The following is a 21381-nucleotide window of genomic DNA, read 5'->3' on the forward strand; positions in this document are numbered from 1 at the left end:
ATCCGACGACCAAGTCTTTATTGACCAATTAGAACCTGCAAGAAATTCAAACACAGGCAAAAGTTATAATCCATACAAGTTTGTTTTGAAACCGGACCGTAACAGAAAGGCTGATGGTAATGCGAAAAATAAGATGGAGACAGCAAACATTTTCAATTTCAATTTGATTAAACTTTAAAAAATATAATTACAATGAAGATTTTCTTGAATATTTTGTGGGTAGTAGGATTGTTGGTTTGGTCTTGCTGTTTTGCCATGGGATTTAACTATGGTCATGGTGATTCTCTTTTAGTGAGTGTTATTTTACTTTTTGCTATATTGGCTATTATGGGGATAGACGTGTTCTTTCTGAACAAGTGGACAAACCCAGGATCTGGTTATAACAGGAAAAATGCAAAAACAAAAGAGATTGCATGTCTTGTGACATACGCGATAATGGTGTTGCTTACCATTAATGGCTTCGCACACTTTGTGGCAGTGCAGACTGAAGTAAAGTCTGAAGTTCGCCCTAAAGCTCTAAATCGGATTCAAGAGTTAAGACGAGTGTTTGGTGACGACAACAAAGGGGGGAGCTACCAATCATATGTAGTAGAACTGGCTGCTACGTACAGAAATGCCATGAAGAAGGATTATGCCGATGAAGGTACTGTAAATTTAGCGGTTTCAGAGTTTGAAGATGAAATGATGGGAGAAGGAGCTTACGAAAGACTCAAGAATCAATCCCAGAAATTCTTGTCAGATTGTGAGCAATCTATTCAATTCTGGATTCCATGGACAGTAACTGAATACTTAACTCAATTAGATAAGAATACCGAAGACTGGAAAGTAGAATTGATACGTTTGTCGGAGAAGAATGAATGGGTAAAAGCAACAGGCGAATCATACGACCCTCATATTGACTCCACCGTGAACCTTGCAAATCAAGTAACAAATCCTAGCGTGTCTGATTATAGCTTTTTGGCTATCATCATTATAATTATACTTCAAATTATAGTACTATTCCCTTATTTAAGAGGAAAAGATTGGTCACAATCGGGACCTCAAAAATATAGTGGCAAAGATGGTGGCCCTGTTGTATATGGTAGAAGCCGAAAATCATCAGCTACAGCTAATCAAAATAATACACCTGAGGAGGTATAACATATAAAATAATCAAGTAAATTATGAATGAATTTGATCCCCTTCGAGTTAACTCCTACTCTATAATAGAACTTGCAGACATGATAGAGGGGCATGTCGTTACCAAGGATGAAATATATGCTTGTGGGCTTGCCGCCCCTAGACGTCCTCAATTAGAAACAGAGCTTAATAATAGAAGACACGTAATCATTGAGGACGAAGAAGATTGGGCATTGGCAACACGCAAGCATACAACCACAACCGAAGGTTATGAAGGTTATGAATATTATCTGCGCAAATATGATAAATGGCCGCCAGAGTATCGAGGAAAGTACGTTGCATATGCTAAAGCTGCAATTGATGACATAGCGATAAAATTAGAAAAGCTGAAAACAGAACTGTTTGAGTCTATGCGTGAAGAACCATGGCTTTTTAAGGCAGAAGGTGTAAAGAAGCTATTGGAAGGAGTTAGCCGTCCAGAGGAATTAGAGGCATTAAGAAATTTACCAGATATCACATCTAAATTTTTGGCAAGTGGTCAAAAGATTTCATATGAAGATCTCAGAAACAAAGGAATCATTCCTTCGAACATAAAAATTGAAAATCTTATCGCAGAAGATCAATTCCTTGTGCAGACAAACATTTCTGATTTAGGAACATTCCCAATAGAAAAAAGAACGGATGTGTATTTCTTTGGAGTTCCGCGTGGAGGGAAATCCTCTGTTTTAGCAGGCATCTTGTCTAATATGGACAAACGGGGTGTTGCTATCTATCAGCCACATTGGAATCAGAATGACCAGGATTTGGTAAGCGAGTATTACTATGGTCTCATCGAATCAACAAGGCGAGGGAAATTCCCTGTTTCCACTCAGGCGGATTCTATAAGTTTCATGAAATTAGACCTCAAATTGAAAAAACGTCAGAATTTGCTCACTTTTGTGGAGATTGGCGGTGAAGCCTTCGAGCAAGTTTATGAAAGTCACAAGAGAGGATACAGTGCTTGGGGCGAGTTGGGGGCAGGCTCTTGCCTTAGAAGCCAAAATCGCAAATTGTTAATTTTCATTCTTGATTATAGCTTAGTAAAAGGTATAAACAATCAATCAAATGAAGATAAACAAAGAAGGGTTCTTAATACGGCATTACAGATTTTGTCAACTGATGGTACAGGGCGGAACTATTCAGATGGCTGCACTTTAAGCAAAGTTGATACGGTAGCAGTTATTGTCACAAAGAGTGATTTGATGGAATGTACAGACCGTGACCAAAGAACAGATATTGCTTTAAAGTATATCTCAAACAACTTTGCTGCATTTATGACTGCATTGGAAAATGCTTGTAGTAAGTTTGGAATAAATAAAGCAATCGGTTATAAACCCTATGTTATGGCATTTAGTCTAGGGAAGCTATTGGTGGGTAATACTTATGCTTACGACCCAACAGATTCAGAAAGTATTGTTAACTTTATTTCAGATGTGACCGCAGGCGAAAATACAAGTTTTTTGGGACGTGTTTTTGGATCAAATTAATCAATATTTGGATTGTTAATTGACGTCTATATGCGTCTAATTAGGTAATTATGCAAAATAAGTTTCGGTTGTTATCGATAGAAGGTAATTCTCACATAATTTTTAATATATGCAAAGATATGATATAGGATTAATCGTTTGGGGCTGTAAAGGTGGCCATCGTGTTTTTTGTAGTCGAGGTGTTGATTATAGAATCAAGTCTATTAACGACACGATAAAAGACATCCGCTCATTTGTAAGGTTCAATCTGATAAATCTTACAACATATGCTGTTGAGTTCACAGATGATTACAAAGTCTTCACGATATATCGCTCCTGCAATGACAGTGGTACAGGTGCATATGTGGCAATTACTCTATATATTCCCCACACATTGAGAGTTCTTGATTTGCGCAAATCTCTTGATTCTATAATGGATTTCTATTTCAAGGAATTCGTTCACCCTGTATTTGGTACTTACTATGATGGGAAATATGATAGTATTGACCAATATAACTCATTTATGGATAAGTTACAGGTCGTTCCTGAAGGTGAGTTGTTTGAACATAAGCCTTCTGAGCAAGATGACGGCCCTCATCTAAAAATATATGAGGACATATCTGAAGTTGACGAATTTTTTGAAAGTCCATATAGAAAGGAGTTTTTCAAGTGTCAAGAAGTGATGTTCATGAGCCGTGATTTATATAATCAAAGTCCAGAATCACTTAGGCTCAATTTTAAAGAAACTGTTATAGAGAAGGTTTCTGAACCAGAAAAACTTCCTCAACTTTATGTCGGAGACAACAAAGAAGTAGCCAAATTGATAATTAATGGTAAGGAGTGTCCAGCAACAGGTCATCATCCTGTCAATATTGTCGCAGATAATGTTTGTATTATTATGCATAGGCAGTACTGCGAGGATTTATCATTGACAGGTAAGATACTCCAACTTATTGATCAAGGTAAACTCATAGAAAAGAACAAAACCATTTCGATAGGTAACGTTAGTTTTGAGTATAGAAATTACGAAGTAAGATTCACTCTTAATAGTCAGAATGTACCAGATGATATAATCTATATACAAGAAAAAGGAACACAGCCTTTGTACCCAATAAGGGAGGACAGGGTAATTGTTCCAGGCAATCTTTTAAATCGAGAATATGATATCTTTGTAAAACCATGCAAAAATGGCACAGATCGTGTGTTGATTGTTAGTTCTTTTTTACCGGAAAAAATTATTGAAAGTAATACACCTGTGAATGTAGTTGTAAACATGATTTCATTTAAGGTGGAGGTAGCTTATGGCGTTTCCGATAAATTTTTTTATATCTGCTTGGAAGGAAATATTAAGTTGAAAATACCTATTGCCAACGTTTCTAGTCAATGTGTCAATTTGTATTTGCCCAAAAAAATTTCTCTTTCTTCAGGCAATTTCGACAAAGCAAACCCTGAAACTGAATTGTCTTATGGTAACAACGTCTTAACCATTACTTCAAAAAAATTAAGTTTTGAAGTAATTATTCCAAATGATATAAAATCTCTTATTCAAGATTGGGATTTTTGTATTTCAACGGAATCTCGAAAAAATACAGTATTTTTTAAACCTGGATTTAAGATAAAAATTAAGTCAGATGAAGATATCAATAGAGGCAATTTATACATCAATGGACAAAGGTATTTGTTCGAAGAATCAGAAGGGCGAATTTACCCATTGATTCTGTTCGTTAAGCTCAAGGATAGCGATAAGCAGTTTTTTTCTTACAAACTAAACGAGAATAGTCCTTCAATGAACGAAGTGGAAAATAGAATTTTTCCACTTAGTGATATTGAATTGGAATATGTGATTATAGATAATGAACTGTATAAAAAAACGAAAAGCACAGATCATAATATAGTATCTATAGAATTGAGTCGTGTTCAAAGTTCAAAACCATTAGACATTATTCAAAATGCAAAAATTTCTTTGAAGTTTCATGGTTGCAAGGGATTATACATTCAAACATCAGAAAAACAAATTCCAATAAAAGAAGATTCTGAAACAAAATCATTCGGATCTCTTAGTCTTACTATCGTAAACGAGAAAGGCGAATCATTGTGTACTGTACGTAAGGATGTCCAAAAATACAATCAGGAAGAAAGTACAAAAAACAAGAAAAATGGTTTTGTAATCTCTTATGACGACAACTCCAATGTGTCCGTTCAATATAAAAAGCCTAAGAACAATTTGGTGAAGCTGTTCAGAAATAAGTTTTTCTTATCTGTATCTGCACTTCTTCTGATTGTTTTCTGTGCAGGTATGGCGTGGATGTATCTAAAGCCTGAACCGGCCATAAGCTTAATGAGAATTTATATTTCTGTTGCTGACGACCCAGATACATTTGGAGAGAAAATCAATAATATAGAAATAAATGGAACGAAGTTACTTCGTTATGGTTGTAGCAATGATAGTTGCTATATTGATGTCATTTGGAATAAAGATTCCGCCGAACACAAAGTCTATAGTCAATTGTTAGGACGTGATCTATATGCAAGTTTCACAGAGGATTCTGTACCATTTAGGCTGTCGGATATAGATTCATCTATATTAGAACGGATTTTAAGAAGAATAAAAGATGTAAGCAAAAATTATGAGGCGAAAAATACGATGGTCAAAATTAATAGTCCTATTCAGATTAAGCTGAAAAAAATAGAGGACTCAATTAATCCTAAAGACCCTTTGGAAAGTGTATTTGAAAAATACAACACAGTTTTATCAAATACAAAAAATGAGAAAGTAGTAAAATATATTCTTAAAGTGGCCTATTCGAAGTTAGACGTTAAGAATCTTGAAGAATGTGGTTCGTTTCTTAAAATATTTGAGAAACAGAAAAATAGTGATGTCTATAAAGAAGTTGAAGGCATCACAACTCAACTCAAAGAAGCTTTAGCTCTTGAACAGAAGCTGATGGGTATAATTGCTTCTAAAAAAACTTTGCTACATGCTATAGAATGCAATATTGATACAGTGAAGAAAGTCGAAATATGGTGGGGAGATTTAACAAAAGAACAAAAAGAACAAATTTTAGAAAAATACAACTTTCCTAGGGCAATTGAGGGATATAAAAAGTTCTTTAATGCAACAAACTGTGGACAAATTCAAGAATTAGATAACTATGAATCATGTTTCAGCACAGATCAATATAAAGTTATCAAATATGCTGATGGATATAGGAAAAATAGAGCTACATTTAATCATTGGAAAAAGGATATGGGAATGAGTTTTTCAAAGCCTTTTCTGCTAATTGATAAATCCAAATAAAATTATGAATAAATATTTAATGATTATTATTGCAGCGGCATGTCTAAGCTTGTCCAGCTGTACTCAGTGTTCCACTTCAACAACAGATGAAGAGGAGCCGACTTATAAGTCCCAGTCATATAAACTAGTTGAAAAGCATATCAATGAAATGGCGACAAACCCTTGGGATAAAAGTGTATATTTAGAAATTAGAGACAAGCAGATCTCTATGCTCAAGAAGAACAGTGAACGTATGTCTGCCTCCACTCTTTTGGAAACAGAATATAGTAAACTCTTAGTTAGGGATGCCAACACCATACTGCATAGTGGATGTGTTGCAAGTAATTCTCATTCCTTATTTAAAAGTCTGTTTGATGAACTGAAGGCATATCCCCAAGTTCCTGGATTAGACGATATTAAAACATTGAAAAAGCTTCATGATGATGCAGAATCTTTTACGCAGACTGCTGTTGGAAGACAAAGTGTCTCAAGTTATCGTACATCGTATGACAAAAGTCATGAGACAACAAAGATGGCTGAAGCAAAAAAGTTTTTAGGAAATTCAAAAATAAAATGCATCGCAATACGTAAGAAGATGGAAAATTTATCACAGTCATCTGCTTATGAATCCCGACGCAAGGCATATTGTCAATCTGTAGTCTCATTTTATTTGCAGTGCACTAACCCTGCAAAAAGTGAGTTGAACGCCGCTAAAGCCAATTTAGGCGTTTATAATGGAGATACATCTTCTTGGAAGGAGCAGTTGGAAGAACATTATAAAGAACTTAATAAAAAAGATGATGAATAAATTTCATTTTGTTGGGATTGTTTTAATCCTTTGTATGAACACATTTTCTGTGTACGCACAAAATGCACAAGAATCTCAATATGTGTGTGTAAAACAAGAAGTAGTCGATAAAGTAATCAGTAACCTATTGGCTAAACAAGGTGACGTTGATCCGGTACAAAAAGGTTGGGGTGAAAATCTTTTGCGAACTGCTTTTCTGAACTACTTTACAAACAAAGCTTCAAAAGCGATAGTCTATGACCAGTCCGCTTGGAACGAATTAAAAGATGAACTTTCTGCATTAAACGATTCTATTAAAAAACGAGATGCTAATATTAAGGCATTGCAGAAACAGCTTTCAAGAGAAAACTTCGAGAATCAAATGGTGCAAGCAAAACAAGCTTGGGAGCAAGAACGCAATCAATTAGTGGACAAATATTCTTCAGTAGTTAAAATTAAGGATGCAACTATTAGTGATTTGGGAACACGTGTTAAAACCTTGGAACAGGATAGTATTAAGCATGAGCAGGAGATTAACGGCCTCAAGAAAAGTGTGGATATTGCAAAAAATGTCACAGAACAATATAATCAAAAGTTGCAGGCTTTAGATGATTTATATAAAGAATATAAAAACTCACAGACATTAGAATATGTTAAAGCTGATTTAGCACAGCAAACAATATCGGAATATTCTGATTATCTAAAAATAATTGGAATTCCAATGCCTACTGAACAAAAAACGCAGATAGAATTCCTGAAATCTGTGTCCAACGTCGGCGTACTCTATCAATCTGCAATAAACATTATGAATACTAAATACGATGAAAACGCTGTTAAAAAATGGATTCTGTCATTTAAGAGTATAAGCAGTAATTATCTACCAAAATTAAATGATGGACAGCGAACTGTGATGGCGCGAATAGAGAATGCCATGTCGTCGCTAGGAGCAGCAAACAACCACTTCAGGAAATCCATCCTTGTTTATCTTCAAGAACAAGGGCAGATCCCAGATAAAGATACAGCAAAGGAAGTAAAGGATATGGTACAACTAAAGGTTCGAAATTATTCTGAGGGGAAACATATAGATACGAAAAAGTACAATCCTTATCATACTAATTTGAATAGGATTTTGAGTGGTATCTTGGAAGGCATTAAGGTTATGAACGAGACCGATTATGGAACTTATATATCAAAAATAGAAAATACTTTGTAGCTATAAAGAATGAGACTCAAACGTAAACAATACTAAAGTCGTGTGGAGGATGTGTTATCTGTTCAACAAGGCGAACTGCGTTTGATCTTGCTAATTCACCATTCCATATTCGTTCACATTCATTACAAGAAGAGGTGGAAAAGTACAAACAAATGTTTCAGGCTAAATCTCATATTATGTATTATGAAAACTTTGAAGCAGGTCTTCGGCATGAGCTTTTTAAATCTAAACGAATTGTAGTTGTGCCTTAAATAAAATTCAACTAAAATGGACAAACTTTTGGTCATATTTCGTAATTGCCAAGGCTATGGATTACAAAGCGGCAATTTGTTAGTTAGGATTCCGTCTGAATGCTATCAAATCAATTTGATGGTGGGGGTGGACACAGTTTATCTTGTGAACGAAAAAGGAGGGATTGAGTGCGTAATAATCAAAGATAAAGAGGACTATGAAGCGGATCGGAATTTGGATAGGCGGATTCAAAACAACAAGAACGGCTTCGTGGTAGAATGGAGCAGCAATGGAGAACTGTGTGATGTTACCAGTCGGAGGAATAAACGCAAAGTTAATTCAGACAATAAACGTACGGTACGGCATAGAAATAAGAAAATATTGATCACAGTTGGCATTTTAGGTCTTATTGACATAGTTGTGTTTATTACTGCCGTTTATGTCTCAACAAACGATATAAATGAAGACGCTTTATGTGTTGGTCAAGATTCAACTACGGTATTGCTCCTAGGAGATACATTGCTCCTAGAAGATACATTGCTCCTAGAAGATACATTGCTCCTAGAAGATACATTGCTCCATAATGACTCTATTAGAAAGATGGCATCTTTTCAAAAGCAAAAATTGCAATCGATGAATTGTAGCGAAAGAACGGTTCTTGAGGTTAGAGCTTGGTGGCAAAATCAAAATTCGCAAGATAAGAAGTATATTACAAAAAACACATATGATTTCGAATTAGCGCTTATTGTGTATAGTCAAATATTTGATGCAGAAGACATACGCGATTTTATTAGACTATCAGAAAAACTTGGACGGACTGTTTTATCATCAAGACAAATTCATATGGCGAGACGATTCCATGGAAAAGACTATGAGAGTTTGCGTCACAGGCCATTCCGTCATATGAGTTTCCGGGAAATTGAAATGGAATTCGAATAGCATAAACCTTCTACTCTCGAATAGAGATTACGAAAAGCCCATAAAAAAGAACGATAGAATGAAAGAGATTTCAAGACAGTCTTTAATGAAGATACATGATGTGATTCATGGTCAGAATTACGTCAATATAAAAGCTCGCCTAAACCAGTTGTTGCCAAACGAATATGCAAAAACTTTCGCTGGAATAAAACTGTTTTCGACAGATGGAGTATGGTATGGAGATGATGCTATTGTGTATCGCTCTTATGTGGAAGCATCGGCTTCAGATAAGGAAGAAATCGCAACTTGGCTGGAGGAGTGTAAGGAGGTTGTTTGTGCAACACTGTCAACTGCGATACCATATGTACACAGTTTGTTTTCTATACCATCTCAGGAACAAATTTTTTGGTATCGAAATGATGAAGGCAATATACGAGTAACATTAGCACAATGGGGATTTGAGAACAAGTCCAATGGCCCTAAAATAGATGTTATTACTATGTTGTTGTTGGCTCCGAGAACCTTGACACAACAAGATGTTACTATACATATTGACTATTCGGATGGCTCCATTGCTTCAAATATCCCGTTTATTCTGCATTTGTTTAATAATACAAAAAATATAGAAACAGATGGAGAAGGGAATTTCCATTTAGGTAAACTCTTCCTTAATAAAACCTTTGTCATCGAAAATATAGATGCGACTAATCATTACGACTTTACAATCGTAAAGGATGGCAACTACTCTGCAGTATTCGATTGGTTCACTAGGTACACTATTATTGTAGAGGATCAAAAAGGGGAACGCATTCCTGATTTCGAAATGATGGTTGATGGTGTGGCTGTTAAAACAAACGAAGAGGGTCGTTTTGAAGCAGAACTCAAGCTACTGCCAAATACGATTGTAAATGTTGAAGCTAATGAAACTAGAAGTTCATTCATAGTTCAAAAAGAATCCGAAAATAATGTTTTTAAAATCACAATAAAAAGAGAAGAGCCCCAGCCTTCAGTAGTATCCCCGAATCCCCCTGTTACCCCTATTTCACCCGCACCTCTTGTTCCCGAGTATATAAAAGTTACATTGTTGGATTATGACGGTCAGCCTTTGCCAAATCTTCCTTTTGTTATTAACACAAAGAAAAAACGCATAAGCGCTCAGACTGACGAAAATGGTGTTGCGCAAATAGATAAAGCTCAATTCATACAGAATAACAAATATCATATAAGATTTATGATAACCTCTTCATACAGAGAAAGTCTAAGCAAAAAGAATAACGACAATGAAAGATAAAGATTATAATTTTAAGAAGAGATTCAAGTATTCTAATGGACAGGCCGACTATATTTTCCAATTAAAAAAACGCAATTGGAAATGGTTGTGGCTGTTGCTATTACTTCCTTTATTGTTGTTGTTCGTAAGATGTGAAAGGAATATAGATATTCATACGGTTGATTCTATTTCTGGAGAAGAAATACCTCACGTAAATGTGTCTATTGATTATGCTACTTATTACTTGTTTAAAGATGGACGTTTTTTTGTAAATGAAAATGTCCACAAAGATGTCGAAACTGACGAAGACGGAAACGGAAGGTTCACGGATTTGCATTGCAGTGTATTCTCATACATTTTTTATGCCTTAAGCTCTGCAACTTATAATGCAACAGAAGACTGTCATAAACAGGCCAAAGTCCCGGAAACAAGTAAGTTTCATTATACATGGAACAAAACTCTTAATATGATACCAAAAGCGACAGACGTAGACTTAACTGTAGTTGATAGAGAAACAGCAGAGCCTCTTGCCGGTTCCACCATTATTTACGAGTTCGACTTAAATGGTAGAAATCGCAAAGACTCCATACAAACTTCTGCTGCGGGAACATGTACTATTAAAAATGTGCCTGAATGTGGTTGTGTGACTTTGTCAAGGGTCTGTAGTTATGGTTATGTCGACACAATCAACCTAAAGATGGACGTACTTACGGTATTGGCCTATCCTGATTCGGCACAAGTTAAGTTGACTCCATTAAAACAACGATTCTCATATTTTGTGAAGAACAAATTCACAAAAGAGCCTGTCCCCGGAGCTACTGTTGAAATTATTTTGACTTCAAGCAACGGTGCTGTTTTACGTGGTAAGTCTATAACCAATGTTGACGGTAAGGGCTTGGGTGTTTATGAAGATGCTTTTGTTTTGGCAAATATTGAACTGAAAGCATCAAAGAGACAATATAAAGATGGCACTTTGGACAAAAAATATACAGTTGAACAATTTGTAGCTCTGCCGGAAAGTGGGAGAACAGTTTATATTGAGCCCGAACCATATATGGAACAGTTCCAAAATGTCGATTCCATAACAGGTGTTCCTGTATCTGGAGTGAAAAACGATATCCAGATTAAATCAATAAGCGGGAAAGATGAATCTTTGAATGAAATCAGCAATAGAAATGGTATCTTCTACGTAAAAGCTATGAAAGGGGATCGAGTGGAGATACATTCAGACTTGCTACCATATTATATTCCTAAGGAAACTATCATAAAATCGTTCTCGGACGGAGAATTTATCAAGATGCAACCCAAGATAACTGATTTGACATTTAGGACGATTGATGGTGAGACGGGTGAGTTATTGCCTCAATGTACATTGTCTTTTAGTTCTTCGATTTCAAGCATTAATAGCCCAACATCGAGTGGTAATGGAACATTTACTATAAAAAACTTGTATGTTGGTGAAATTATTAGCATTGTTGCATCAAAAAACGATTATACAACAAACTCAAACAAGATTTGTAACGTAGAGGTGCTTGAACTTATGAGTGCATCTCAAGGTAGAAGAGACATCCCATTGTTATTGCAGTTACCACCGTGTAACGAGGGGGGAGATGATGTAGATTTAAGTGATCGAATTCGTGCAATAAAATCTTATAATATGGGGGTGAAGAGCGGTCGCTTCCTGTTTGATTGGGAAACATATTCTATACCGGATAGAATACAGGTATACAATTGCAGAGAAGATGAAATTCCACAAAACTCACCCATATTTGATACAGGAATGACAGCAACGAGCGTACAGCAACACGAGTGGATTACATTCTCTAATGGTTCTGTTATCACCGTTGTCGGTACAACAAGTAGCCAAGATATTTCTAGTTGGAAATATTTCATCCATTGTCCTTAGCATATTCCTGGTCAGACATATCTACTGATGATGTTCGGACGGTTGAAAATGAATTAGGTGGAGGCTGGATTGCTGAAAAAACTGTTGCTATTGCTATCTTTTGTTCACTTGCCTATTTTGATAACTTTGGAAAAGCGATGATTGCTGCTGTTAATCATGCCGGTGACAGCGATTCAATCCGAGCTGTAACTGGCAACATTCTTGGTGCTGCAATTGGATATAAGGCAATACCTCAATTTTACAAAGAAGATTTGGAACTTCATGATGTATTGCATATTGCAAATGATCTTTATGGTCGAGAGAAGACAAAATATATAATGAAATAGTTTGATATTGTTAGATTTCGGCTAAATCTGCATCTGTACTGATATCAGACGATTAACAACATTAAATATTTATATGTTCAAGAAACTAACAATAAGGGGGAAAATCTCTTGCGGAAAAGTAGCAGGCATATGATCTAAAAGCATCTATCCGGCAGACGTGTTGAGCAATTTATTGTTCAGATTTGGGGAATGGTTGGTGAATCAATGTAGAATTTAACGCAACATGTTTTAATGGCTTGATATTCTGAAAAAAGATAAACGATTAGGATTATGAAGAACAAAATTTTGTGGATGGATTTGGCTGTTTGCTTTGTATGGGCATTGGCTATTCTTGGCAGTAAATGGCTGTTTTGGGATAATTTTTATGCGGTGATGTGCATAATACTTATTGTGTGGCGTTTGAGTTTCACTTTTGCGTTAATGCACAAGGAAAGGCGCGCATGGCTACCGATGGTCGGAGCTGTTACGATATTTCTGTTGTTTGAAGAGACGGTGCATTGGTTGGGCTTGCATGAATTGTCGACTTATCCATTCTACATTATGGATATTCAGTATGATGATTTTACGTCTACTATAATCTTAGGTGTCGTATTCCTGTGGCTTTTTATATTGCCGTTCGTTGTATACTTCGTACAACTTATCAGGAAAAAGTTGATAAGGACAGAGCTCACTTGGGGAGATATGTTTGGGTGCATTTTGTGGAAAGATCGTAAGGCAAAGGCGTACTCGGTTTTGTTGCTCATGTCCGTTTTATCTCTTTATGTCGGCTTAGCTATGGAAATGAGGTTGAGTCTGCTGATGTGTATAATTGCTCCGGTGCTAAGCTATCGGTTTATATGCAATTATTATCACATTCGGGCGGAAAAGTTATGGATAATAGCAATAGGAATGGTTCTGTTCTTTGTTGCCCAGTCATATGCCGGCATCATCAGGCTCACTATGCTTGTTACCAGCTTTTTATTGGTGACGTATTTGTGTTACCGATTGTTTGCTGCAATGAAGCATAATGTTTTGACTGTGGCTTACATTGCATATTTGGGCGTTTTTCTGCCTTCGCTCTGTATCGGTTACAACCAGTATGCTTGCATCGATTACGCGCGAAGAGGATTTTATTCGGCTATGCCATATAGTGGAATTTTTTACATCGAGGACAAAAGTGGTGAATTGTGTGGTTTGCGAGACCGCTATAAACTCATTCTAAAACCTGAGTATGAACATATTGTTTATAGTAATCGTGAGGCTGGTTTTAGCGGTAGTGTGTTTGAACTGCGCAAGGATGGATATGTACGGTTGTACGATGCCAGATACGACCGTATCGATGATACCTGTACTATTGATGATGTACTTCAAGCCGAGGTGTATGATATGATAAAGTCTTACTTTGCAGGGTATGAGAGTGAATATGACGACCGTTGCGAGGTGATTGTAACAGATAGGGTTAAAAACATAACTCTCGCACATCTGAAAGTCGCCATGCATGGGATTCCTACTTACCACTATGGAGATGTGCCGTTCCTACCACAGGATGCCGTGCCACTTGGATCGGGAGAATTCGTATGTGACTCGCTTGTAAAGATGAGGCATTCTATTAAGCGAGCGTTAAGCTATGCCTTGGAACTGCCTAATGGCAGGACGGCTCAATTTAGGATATATGTGAAGCTTGCTACTGAGAAAATGCCCGGGAAAGCAGATATCAAAACTCTGGCAGATGGAGTCTCTAAAAGTGAAAGATTAAGATGTTTATATTGAGAAGCCGGTCCCTTTCTTCAATGAACGGGGGATGAAACTACCGATTGGAAATGATTTTGCTTTTCTGTTATCATTAGAAAGATATAGAGAAGAGTATGGCAGGTTATTAGGGCTTAATCGATTTTCTAAGCTTTGAATCAGGATATCTCCCGGTTGGTTTTAATGGATGGAACTTACCGGGAGATTTTTTATTTGGAAACTATTATATGGTATGAGAAATAAGTGTATTTTGAAATAGAAAAAGGCAGGACTTTATCGCCTGCCTTTATTTTTTTACGGTTGTATACTTTCTTTGACTGGTGTACCCGTTTATAACAGATCGGGTGACCGTAGTTCTCGATTTCAGCCTCCCGGCTGGCTTTACGATTCGCTTTAATGTAATCGTCTTGCTTAATTCGATTTTTCATACTGATAGTTCATTGATCGTTGCAAAGATACATTTTTATTCTCTGTTTTTACGGAGTATTTCCCTATCTTTGCACTCATCTTAAAAAAAAGAAGGCAAATAGAATGGAAAATTTCAGTGAATTGATAAAGAACCGACGCAGTATGCGGAAGTTTACCGGAGAGGAACTTAGTCAGGAGCAGGTGGTAGCCTTGCTTAAAGCGGCTTTGATGGCTCCTACGTCGAAACGGAGTAACAGTTGGCAATTTATTGCTGTGGATGATAAGGAAATTTTGAAACAACTTGCTAATTGTAAAGAACAGGCTTCTGCATTTATTGCCGATGCAGCGTTGGCAGTGGTTGTTACAGCCGATCCATTAGCAAGCGATGTGTGGATAGAAGATGCTTCCATTGCATCTATCATGATTCAATTACAAGCTGAAGATTTGGGATTGGGAAGTTGCTGGGTGCAAATTCGTGAACGTTTTACAGCTTCCGGGATGCCGTCGGACGAATATGTACGTGAAGTGCTGGATATCCCTTTACAACTGCAAGTACTTTCTATTATCGCTATCGGGCATAAAGGAATGGAACGCAAACCTTTCGATGAAGGACATTTGCAATGGGAGAAAATTCATATTAATAAATACGGAGGGAAGTAATAGTGAGTGCTGCCAAAGCAAATAATAACCGGGATACATACAAGGCTACGGCCGTTACGTTGATTGTGTTGGGCATACTTTATTTGTTGGATAAGGTGATACACTTTTCTGCTATCGGGCTGCCCTGGGTGATGAACAAGGACAATTTCCTACTGTATACAGCTATTATTTTTTTATTCCTCAAACATGACAAATCTGTTGGATTAGTGTTGATCGGGCTTTGGTTGGTAATGAATATCGGGCTTATTGTTGCATTGTTGGGATCGATGTCTGCCTACTTGTTACCATTGGCGTTGTTGATTATTGGAGGAATATTATATTTGATTTCAACGAGATGAAAAGAAGTATAGAAGATACACCTATTGTGTTTATTGGTGCCGGTAACTTGGCTACTAATTTAGCCAAGGCTTTATACCGCAAAGGATTTCGTATTGTGCAAGTGTATAGTCGTACGGAGGAATCGGCTCGTACATTGGCAGAAGAGGTGGAGGCTGAATTCACAACGCATTTGGAAGAATTGAACTCGTTTAGCCGCCTTTACATCGTTTCATTGAAAGATTCGGCTTTTGAAGAATTACTTCCATCCATTGTGGCAAATAAACGTAAAGAAGCATTGTTTGTGCATACTGCCGGTTCGATACCAATGAATATATGGGAAGGACGAACCGAGCATTATGGTGTTTTTTATCCCATGCAGACATTCAGTAAACAACGTGAAGTCGATTTCAGTGAAATACCTTTTTTCATTGAGGCATCGACTTCCGAGGATGCAGAATTGTTGAAGGCTGTGGCCGCCACATTGTCCGAACGGGTGTATGAGGCTGATTCCGAACAACGAAAAAGTTTGCATTTGGCAGCGGTCTTTACTTGTAACTTTACCAATCATATGTATGCGCTTGCTGCCGAACTTTTAAAGAAGTATGATCTTCCATTCGATGTCATGTTGCCTTTGATAGATGAGACTGCCCGTAAGGTTCATCAACTAGAACCTAAGGATGCCCAGACCGGTCCGGCGATACGATATGATGCGAATGTGATCGACAATCATCTTAGTATGCTTGCCGATGATCCGGAGATGCAAAAACTCTACGAATTGATAAGTCGCAGTATCCATAACCGGACGAATTAGTTTAAACGTCTTGAAATAGATGTATCTGTAGGCTTTTCTTATATTTTATGCTTTTCTTTTTTATTTATTATATTCAATATACCAGATGAGTACCATTAATTACGATCTTAAAAAGATAAAAGCAATTGCTTTTGATGTAGATGGAGTGCTAAGTGCCGATATGGTGCCGTTGCATCCTTCAGGTGAACCGATGCGCACGGTTAACATCAAAGATGGATACGCCATTCAGTTGGCAGTCAAGCAAGGTTTGCGAATAGCCATTATTACCGGTGGACGTACGGAAGCGGTTCGGGTGCGTTTTTCTGCTTTAGGTGTGACAGATTTATATATGGGTTCGGCTGTGAAAATCCATGATTATCGGAAGTTTCGTGATCAATATGGGTTTAAAGATGAAGAGATCATGTATATGGGGGATGATATTCCCGATATTGAAGTGATGCGTGAATGTGGTTTGCCCAGTTGTCCGAAAGATGCGGCTCCAGAAGTGAGATCTGTAGCAAAGTATATTTCTCATGCGGCCGGAGGACATGGGTGTGGTCGTGATGTGATCGAACAGGTACTTAAAGTACATGGCAAATGGATGTCCGATGAAGCTTTCGGATGGTGATCGTCATATCAGGGGTTTTATAAAGTGTAATTTTAAACTTGAATATCTATAATATGCTTGATAACTTGAAGAAATTTAATGTTGTACTGGCTTCTAATTCTCCCCGTCGGAAAGAGCTGATGTCCGGTTTGGGGATAGATTATGTGGTGAAGACTTTGCCGGACGTGGATGAGTCTTATCCGGGCACATTGCGGGGAGAGGAGATACCGGCTTATATTTCCCGTGAAAAGGCAGATGCTTATAAAAAACTTATTCAGCCTGATGAACTATTAATTACGGCCGATACCATAGTATGGTTGGACGGTGAAGTTCTTGGGAAACCTAAAGACAAGGAAGATGCTGTACGAATGTTACGGAAACTTTCCGGTGCTTCTCATCAAGTCATTACTGGTGTATGCCTGACTACTAAAGATTGGCAAAAATCTTTCACTGCAACGACCGATGTGACATTTGCTGCTCTTACGGATGAAGAGATAGACTATTATGTGGGAAAATATGCTCCGATGGATAAAGCCGGTGCTTATGGCGTACAGGAATGGATCGGTTTTATTGGCGTAGAAGCGATCTCGGGGAGTTATTTTAATGTGATGGGATTGCCTATACAACGGTTGTATAAGGAATTGAAACAATTATAAAAGGTCTTATCTGGAAATAGGAAGGATTTAGGAACTGTATTATGAAAATGTGTGACATCTGCATGAGTCCCCGGTTCGAGATATTTCCTGGCTACGGGGAACACTTTGCAGGTCACCGATGAAGGACCCGTTGGTCACCGATGAAGAGGTGGTTCATCACCGATGAAGGGGTCGTTCATCACCGAGGTGGAAATACTATTTGAATAGTCTGAAAATCAGATGTTTGCTTCTACGGTTTTTGTTGAATGAATATACGGGACAACAATTTGGTGAACTGTACGCCACATAAAAAGATGGAATATAACTTTACAATCTTGTTCTGCTACGAGGCATCTTTTATTCTGAATAAGAAGCTATAGTTGGGTACGCTTTATCAGCGGTTTAAGTTCTAATATAGTAAATCCAGCATCAACGGAATTTCATCTTCTGTTATCCCCATTTTAAGCAGGTAATTCATGTCTTTGTTGAACATTTCTAAGAAGAGTTCTTTATCTCCACTCATGTCTTTCGACCGGGAATAGAAATCTGCAGCCTTTTCAATGTTTCCGGATACCCAAGCTACATGTCCGGCATTCAGATAATCGACCGGTAGAGGCTTCGTTTCGATAACTTTATTATAATAGTTTGATGCTTGTTCAAGTTTACCGCTGACAAACGAACACCAACCGATTCCTCTCCATGCTTTTACGCAATTGCTTTCCATAAAATCGAGTTTGAAAAAATAATTCAAGGCTTCGTCATATTGTTGCAGTTCTGCCAGGCAGCTTCCGATATGGAAGACAATGCTGTGATTTTCCGGCATCGCTTGTTCGGCTTTCCTATAATATTCAAGAGCCTTATTGAAGTTTCTTGATAAACGGTAACAGGTTGCCAAATGCCGGTTAGTCCATACATTATCAGGTTTTATGGTGTCTGCCTTCAGATAAGCATTGATCGCTTCGTCCGGTTTCCTCTGTTTTTGGAAAGCATATCCCATTTTCTGATAAAACTCTGCTTGCGCACTGAATAAACCATTCATCTGTTCTATCTCTTTGTATAGATCAGTGGCTTCCGCCCAATGTTCTTTTTTCAAGTGATAGTCTGCTATTTGAGCAAGTTTATGTTCTTCGTTCAGAATATTTTTCAGAACAGGTATTTTGTACAGTTCAATTTTCTCTTTGTAGATATCTCTGAATTCATTTTTACGGTTATATAATTTGAAGAACCGGTAAAGGTCGTGCAAATATTGGTTGCTTACCGTAGCTGGGCGTTCGGAGAATTTTTTAAGAGTCTCAGCTTTTGATTGTTCGGCAAATTCTTCTGCTTGTTGTTCTGTCAACTGGCTGAAGATTATGTCTCGCTGAGATTGTGGAAACTGCAACATGGTGAAAAATAGTGAATACTTGTCACTGTTGCAGAAGAAGCCCGATTGTAAAATGAGATCCATGAGTGAATTTTTCTGACTGCCCTCTTTCCTTACTTGTTTGATGACATTCGATTGTTGTTTGTCGAATGGGTAGAACCAGTTGTGTGGTTCTTGAAAGAAAGGAAAGCGTTTTAACTGGGAGAATGTACTCATATATACATCTGCCCCTTCCAGTTGCAATTCGTTCATTTCTCGAAGCTTATCGCTTAATGGAGAATTCTCGAAAATATTACCCCAATCCGGGTTCCGGTCATCTTTTTCTTCATCCGATTCTTCAAATCCGAATTTCATGTTTCGCATTGAAGTCACGTTCTTCAGCATTTCCGGGATTATTTCTTCTCGCATCTTCCGATCTATTTTCTCGGTCTCCTGGCTTAGCAATATCTGTCGGTATACACGCATGAGGTCTTCATCGAAAGAAGTCTCTTCGTTGAGAAGTTCCAACCGGTTACTTAATTCCGGATATAATCCGAGCCGGTCACTATAGATATGAAATGTAAATATAACTCCTACAAGTGCCCGTTGACTTACCAATACGTTGCTTTGTTGATATGCATCAAGTAACCACATTAGTTTGCGTAAATCAAAACACTCCATGAGGCTTAAAGTCACTGAACTTGTGAAAAGGCAGAGATCATTTACCGGGAGCAATTCTGATTGCAGCATATCTTGGGCTTGCTTCTCATCTTCTACGTTCCAGTCGCAGTTCGACCAGGTTTGCAGGAACATATATTTTTGTGCATCTTCGTGGCGTTTCAACACATCGTCCAGATTTTGATCGGACAATAGGCCGCTTACTGCCAAATCGTCGTTGAAAGATTCCAGTACATGCATTAATGCTTCCGTTGTGTAAGGAGTTAGCTCTTGTGTGCGCCTTTTACGTATTTCGTGGTAGTATCTTGGTGAAACCTCATCAAGTAATAATATACGTACCTGATCGGCTATTTCCAAGGTATCTGTCAGTAGTTTTGAGTATAATTTTTTTCGTTCGGGATCGTGTATTCCTTGCTTCATGTACTGCAACATGTAGCTATAAGAAGTTTTTAGCTGTTCCAAGCGGTTTCGTAGTTCCCAGTCCTGGCATTGCCAAAGGAAAGATTCCAGTTGTGCCAATGCCTCTTTCAATCGTTTTTGTCCGATTAATTTGAGTATGGATATATATTGGTTATTAATTGCTTTTTCATTCATAACTCCAATGTATTAGTACTGTTTTTAATTAATAGTATAACAAAAATGATGCCATAAATCTTTCTTTTAGGATTTGTTATTGGTCGATGTGATGAAAGTAGTATCGACAAGATTCGTATTTTGCCGGTAATGCGGCAGATAACCTTTTTCTTTCAGCCATTCTTGTGCTTTACTTATATTAGAACTATCAGGGCGTGTGGCCATTGTGTAAGAGGGGAGGATGATCAATCCTGCTAATGTTTCGGGTATTCCGGTAGCTTCGGTCAATAGACTGTTCAATTTACTTTGAGGATGTGACTGTATATAGCTAACTCCCAGGTTATATCCCTTAATGAGCAATGTGATTTCTCTTCTTTTTTCGCGGATCGCTTTATCTGAGAAAGCAGTCCCGGTCATATAAATATCTAGTTCGCACGTACTGATCAGTGACCTATTGCCGTCTTTCATCGCTATTGTGGCGTAAGGATCAGGAAGGAAGGTGGCATCTATTTGTCCATATTGCAACATGCTTAACCGGAGGGGAATCTGGCTGATTTCGGGCCGATTGTTTCTATAAGAAGAGATTCCCGCTTTGTGGCAGACTACATCGGTTGCGTATTCTATGATGGTTCCACGAGAGACGGCTATGTTCTTTTCTTCCAATTGATTTAGTTGGTTGAGTGCGCTTCCTTTTCCGGTGATGAAGCAGAAATATCCATCATTTTTCATTATCAGAGCCAATGGATGGTGGACTTGCAATTGTACTGCACTTGGATAATCAATAATCATTCCATCTATTTGTTCTGTAACAAATGCTGCATTTCGGTCGTTAGCAGAATTAAAGCAGATAAAATCAATGTTTACTCCCAATGAATCATAAATACCTTTTTTCTTGGCTACATAAAATGGGAAACTCTCCAGAGTGGGCATAATACCTAAAGTAATAGATTGTAAATCTTCGTTTGAAATTGAAGAATCAGGCTTCTCTTTGCCATTGCTGCAAGCAGACAAGAGAACGGTTAATAGGCCGAATATTGGTAACAGGTTTTTCATATAACCTATATAAATGAAGAAGAGTCAAAAGTTTTTT

18 protein-coding genes are annotated in these 21381 nt (G+C 37.6%); 15 read left to right on the forward strand and 3 right to left on the reverse strand.

Annotation, left to right across the window (positions count from 1 at the left end):
• Positions 1-192: 192 nt before the first annotated feature.
• The 10 genes from H8744_RS11085 to H8744_RS11130 all read left to right on the forward strand — a co-directional run bounded on the left by H8744_RS11085 (position 193) and on the right by H8744_RS11130 (position 14301).
• Positions 193-1140 (forward strand): hypothetical protein, encoded by a 948-nt coding sequence (locus tag H8744_RS11085; RefSeq protein ID WP_262434882.1) that lies wholly within the window; start codon positions 193-195, stop codon positions 1138-1140.
• A gap of 23 nt (positions 1141-1163) precedes the next feature.
• Complete coding sequence (locus H8744_RS11090) at positions 1164-2645, forward strand: hypothetical protein (protein ID WP_262434883.1); 1482 nt, start codon at positions 1164-1166, stop codon at positions 2643-2645.
• 109 nt (positions 2646-2754) lie between these two features.
• Positions 2755-5922: a hypothetical protein gene (locus tag H8744_RS11095; protein ID WP_262434884.1), complete on the forward strand. Its 3168-nt coding sequence runs from the start codon at positions 2755-2757 to the stop codon at positions 5920-5922.
• A gap of 4 nt (positions 5923-5926) precedes the next feature.
• Positions 5927-6709, forward strand: coding sequence for a hypothetical protein (locus H8744_RS11100; protein ID WP_262434885.1), 783 nt, complete (start codon positions 5927-5929; stop codon positions 6707-6709).
• Positions 6699-7901, forward strand: a complete 1203-nt coding sequence (locus tag H8744_RS11105) for a hypothetical protein (RefSeq protein WP_262434886.1) — start codon at positions 6699-6701, stop codon at positions 7899-7901. The genes H8744_RS11100 and H8744_RS11105 overlap by 11 nt, the downstream gene beginning before the upstream one ends.
• A 267-nt stretch (positions 7902-8168) precedes the next feature.
• Positions 8169-9071 (forward strand): hypothetical protein, encoded by a 903-nt coding sequence (locus tag H8744_RS11110; RefSeq protein ID WP_262434887.1) that lies wholly within the window; start codon positions 8169-8171, stop codon positions 9069-9071.
• A 58-nt stretch (positions 9072-9129) separates the two neighbouring features.
• Positions 9130-10341 (forward strand): hypothetical protein, encoded by a 1212-nt coding sequence (locus H8744_RS11115; protein ID WP_262434888.1) that lies wholly within the window; start codon positions 9130-9132, stop codon positions 10339-10341.
• Positions 10331-12226 carry a hypothetical protein gene (locus H8744_RS11120; RefSeq protein WP_262434889.1) on the forward strand — a complete coding sequence of 632 codons (1896 nt, stop codon included), beginning with the start codon at positions 10331-10333 and terminating at the stop codon, positions 12224-12226. The genes H8744_RS11115 and H8744_RS11120 overlap by 11 nt, the downstream gene beginning before the upstream one ends.
• Positions 12199-12552: an ADP-ribosylglycohydrolase family protein gene (locus H8744_RS11125; protein WP_262434890.1), complete on the forward strand. Its 354-nt coding sequence runs from the start codon at positions 12199-12201 to the stop codon at positions 12550-12552. Before H8744_RS11120 ends, H8744_RS11125 begins: the two co-directional genes overlap by 28 nt.
• Before the next feature lie 270 nt (positions 12553-12822).
• The gene (locus tag H8744_RS11130; protein ID WP_262434891.1) at positions 12823-14301 is read left to right on the forward strand and encodes a hypothetical protein; all 1479 of its coding nucleotides are present in this window, start codon (positions 12823-12825) and stop codon (positions 14299-14301) included.
• 188 nt (positions 14302-14489) lie between these two features.
• Here H8744_RS11130 and H8744_RS11135 read toward each other — a convergent pair whose 3' ends face one another.
• Positions 14490-14708, reverse strand: a complete 219-nt coding sequence (locus tag H8744_RS11135; protein WP_262434892.1) for a hypothetical protein — start codon at positions 14706-14708, stop codon at positions 14490-14492.
• Positions 14709-14811: 103 nt separating this feature from the next.
• Here H8744_RS11135 and H8744_RS11140 point away from each other — a divergent pair, with 103 nt between their 5' ends.
• The 5 genes from H8744_RS11140 to H8744_RS11160 all read left to right on the forward strand — a co-directional run bounded on the left by H8744_RS11140 (position 14812) and on the right by H8744_RS11160 (position 17719).
• Complete coding sequence (locus H8744_RS11140) at positions 14812-15348, forward strand: nitroreductase family protein (protein WP_262434893.1); 537 nt, start codon at positions 14812-14814, stop codon at positions 15346-15348.
• A gap of 2 nt (positions 15349-15350) precedes the next feature.
• A complete protein-coding gene (locus H8744_RS11145; RefSeq protein WP_262434894.1) occupies positions 15351-15686 on the forward strand; it encodes a hypothetical protein in 336 nt (111 codons plus the stop codon).
• Positions 15683-16477, forward strand: coding sequence for a Rossmann-like and DUF2520 domain-containing protein (locus H8744_RS11150; RefSeq protein ID WP_262434895.1), 795 nt, complete (start codon positions 15683-15685; stop codon positions 16475-16477). The genes H8744_RS11145 and H8744_RS11150 overlap by 4 nt, the downstream gene beginning before the upstream one ends.
• An 85-nt stretch (positions 16478-16562) precedes the next feature.
• Positions 16563-17084: a KdsC family phosphatase gene (locus tag H8744_RS11155; protein ID WP_262434896.1), complete on the forward strand. Its 522-nt coding sequence runs from the start codon at positions 16563-16565 to the stop codon at positions 17082-17084.
• Between the two features lie 53 nt (positions 17085-17137).
• A complete protein-coding gene (locus H8744_RS11160; protein WP_305067365.1) occupies positions 17138-17719 on the forward strand; it encodes a Maf-like protein in 582 nt (193 codons plus the stop codon).
• A 388-nt stretch (positions 17720-18107) separates the two neighbouring features.
• On the opposite strand, the gene H8744_RS11165 is transcribed toward H8744_RS11160, so the two are convergent.
• A complete protein-coding gene (locus tag H8744_RS11165; RefSeq protein ID WP_262434898.1) occupies positions 18108-20312 on the reverse strand; it encodes a tetratricopeptide repeat protein in 2205 nt (734 codons plus the stop codon).
• 66 nt (positions 20313-20378) lie between these two features.
• Positions 20379-21344, reverse strand: a complete 966-nt coding sequence (locus H8744_RS11170) for an ABC transporter substrate-binding protein (protein WP_262434899.1) — start codon at positions 21342-21344, stop codon at positions 20379-20381.
• Positions 21345-21381: the final 37 nt, after the last annotated feature.

Source organism: Jilunia laotingensis (genome assembly GCF_014385165.1).
Lineage (GTDB): Bacteria > Bacteroidota > Bacteroidia > Bacteroidales > Bacteroidaceae > Bacteroides > Bacteroides laotingensis.

Coding starts and splice junctions, on each gene's coding strand:
- H8744_RS11085 (WP_262434882.1), top strand. CDS start 193: ATGAAGATTTTCTTGAATATTTTGTGGGTAGTAGGATTGTTGGTTTGG.
- H8744_RS11090 (WP_262434883.1), top strand. CDS start 1,164: ATGAATGAATTTGATCCCCTTCGAGTTAACTCCTACTCTATAATAGAA.
- H8744_RS11095 (WP_262434884.1), top strand. CDS start 2,755: ATGCAAAGATATGATATAGGATTAATCGTTTGGGGCTGTAAAGGTGGC.
- H8744_RS11100 (WP_262434885.1), top strand. CDS start 5,927: ATGAATAAATATTTAATGATTATTATTGCAGCGGCATGTCTAAGCTTG.
- H8744_RS11105 (WP_262434886.1), top strand. CDS start 6,699: ATGATGAATAAATTTCATTTTGTTGGGATTGTTTTAATCCTTTGTATG.
- H8744_RS11110 (WP_262434887.1), top strand. CDS start 8,169: ATGGACAAACTTTTGGTCATATTTCGTAATTGCCAAGGCTATGGATTA.
- H8744_RS11115 (WP_262434888.1), top strand. CDS start 9,130: ATGAAAGAGATTTCAAGACAGTCTTTAATGAAGATACATGATGTGATT.
- H8744_RS11120 (WP_262434889.1), top strand. CDS start 10,331: ATGAAAGATAAAGATTATAATTTTAAGAAGAGATTCAAGTATTCTAAT.
- H8744_RS11130 (WP_262434891.1), top strand. CDS start 12,823: ATGAAGAACAAAATTTTGTGGATGGATTTGGCTGTTTGCTTTGTATGG.
- H8744_RS11135 (WP_262434892.1), bottom strand. CDS start 14,708: ATGAAAAATCGAATTAAGCAAGACGATTACATTAAAGCGAATCGTAAA.
- H8744_RS11140 (WP_262434893.1), top strand. CDS start 14,812: ATGGAAAATTTCAGTGAATTGATAAAGAACCGACGCAGTATGCGGAAG.
- H8744_RS11150 (WP_262434895.1), top strand. CDS start 15,683: ATGAAAAGAAGTATAGAAGATACACCTATTGTGTTTATTGGTGCCGGT.
- H8744_RS11155 (WP_262434896.1), top strand. CDS start 16,563: ATGAGTACCATTAATTACGATCTTAAAAAGATAAAAGCAATTGCTTTT.
- H8744_RS11160 (WP_305067365.1), top strand. CDS start 17,138: ATGCTTGATAACTTGAAGAAATTTAATGTTGTACTGGCTTCTAATTCT.
- H8744_RS11165 (WP_262434898.1), bottom strand. CDS start 20,312: ATGAATGAAAAAGCAATTAATAACCAATATATATCCATACTCAAATTA.
- H8744_RS11170 (WP_262434899.1), bottom strand. CDS start 21,344: ATGAAAAACCTGTTACCAATATTCGGCCTATTAACCGTTCTCTTGTCT.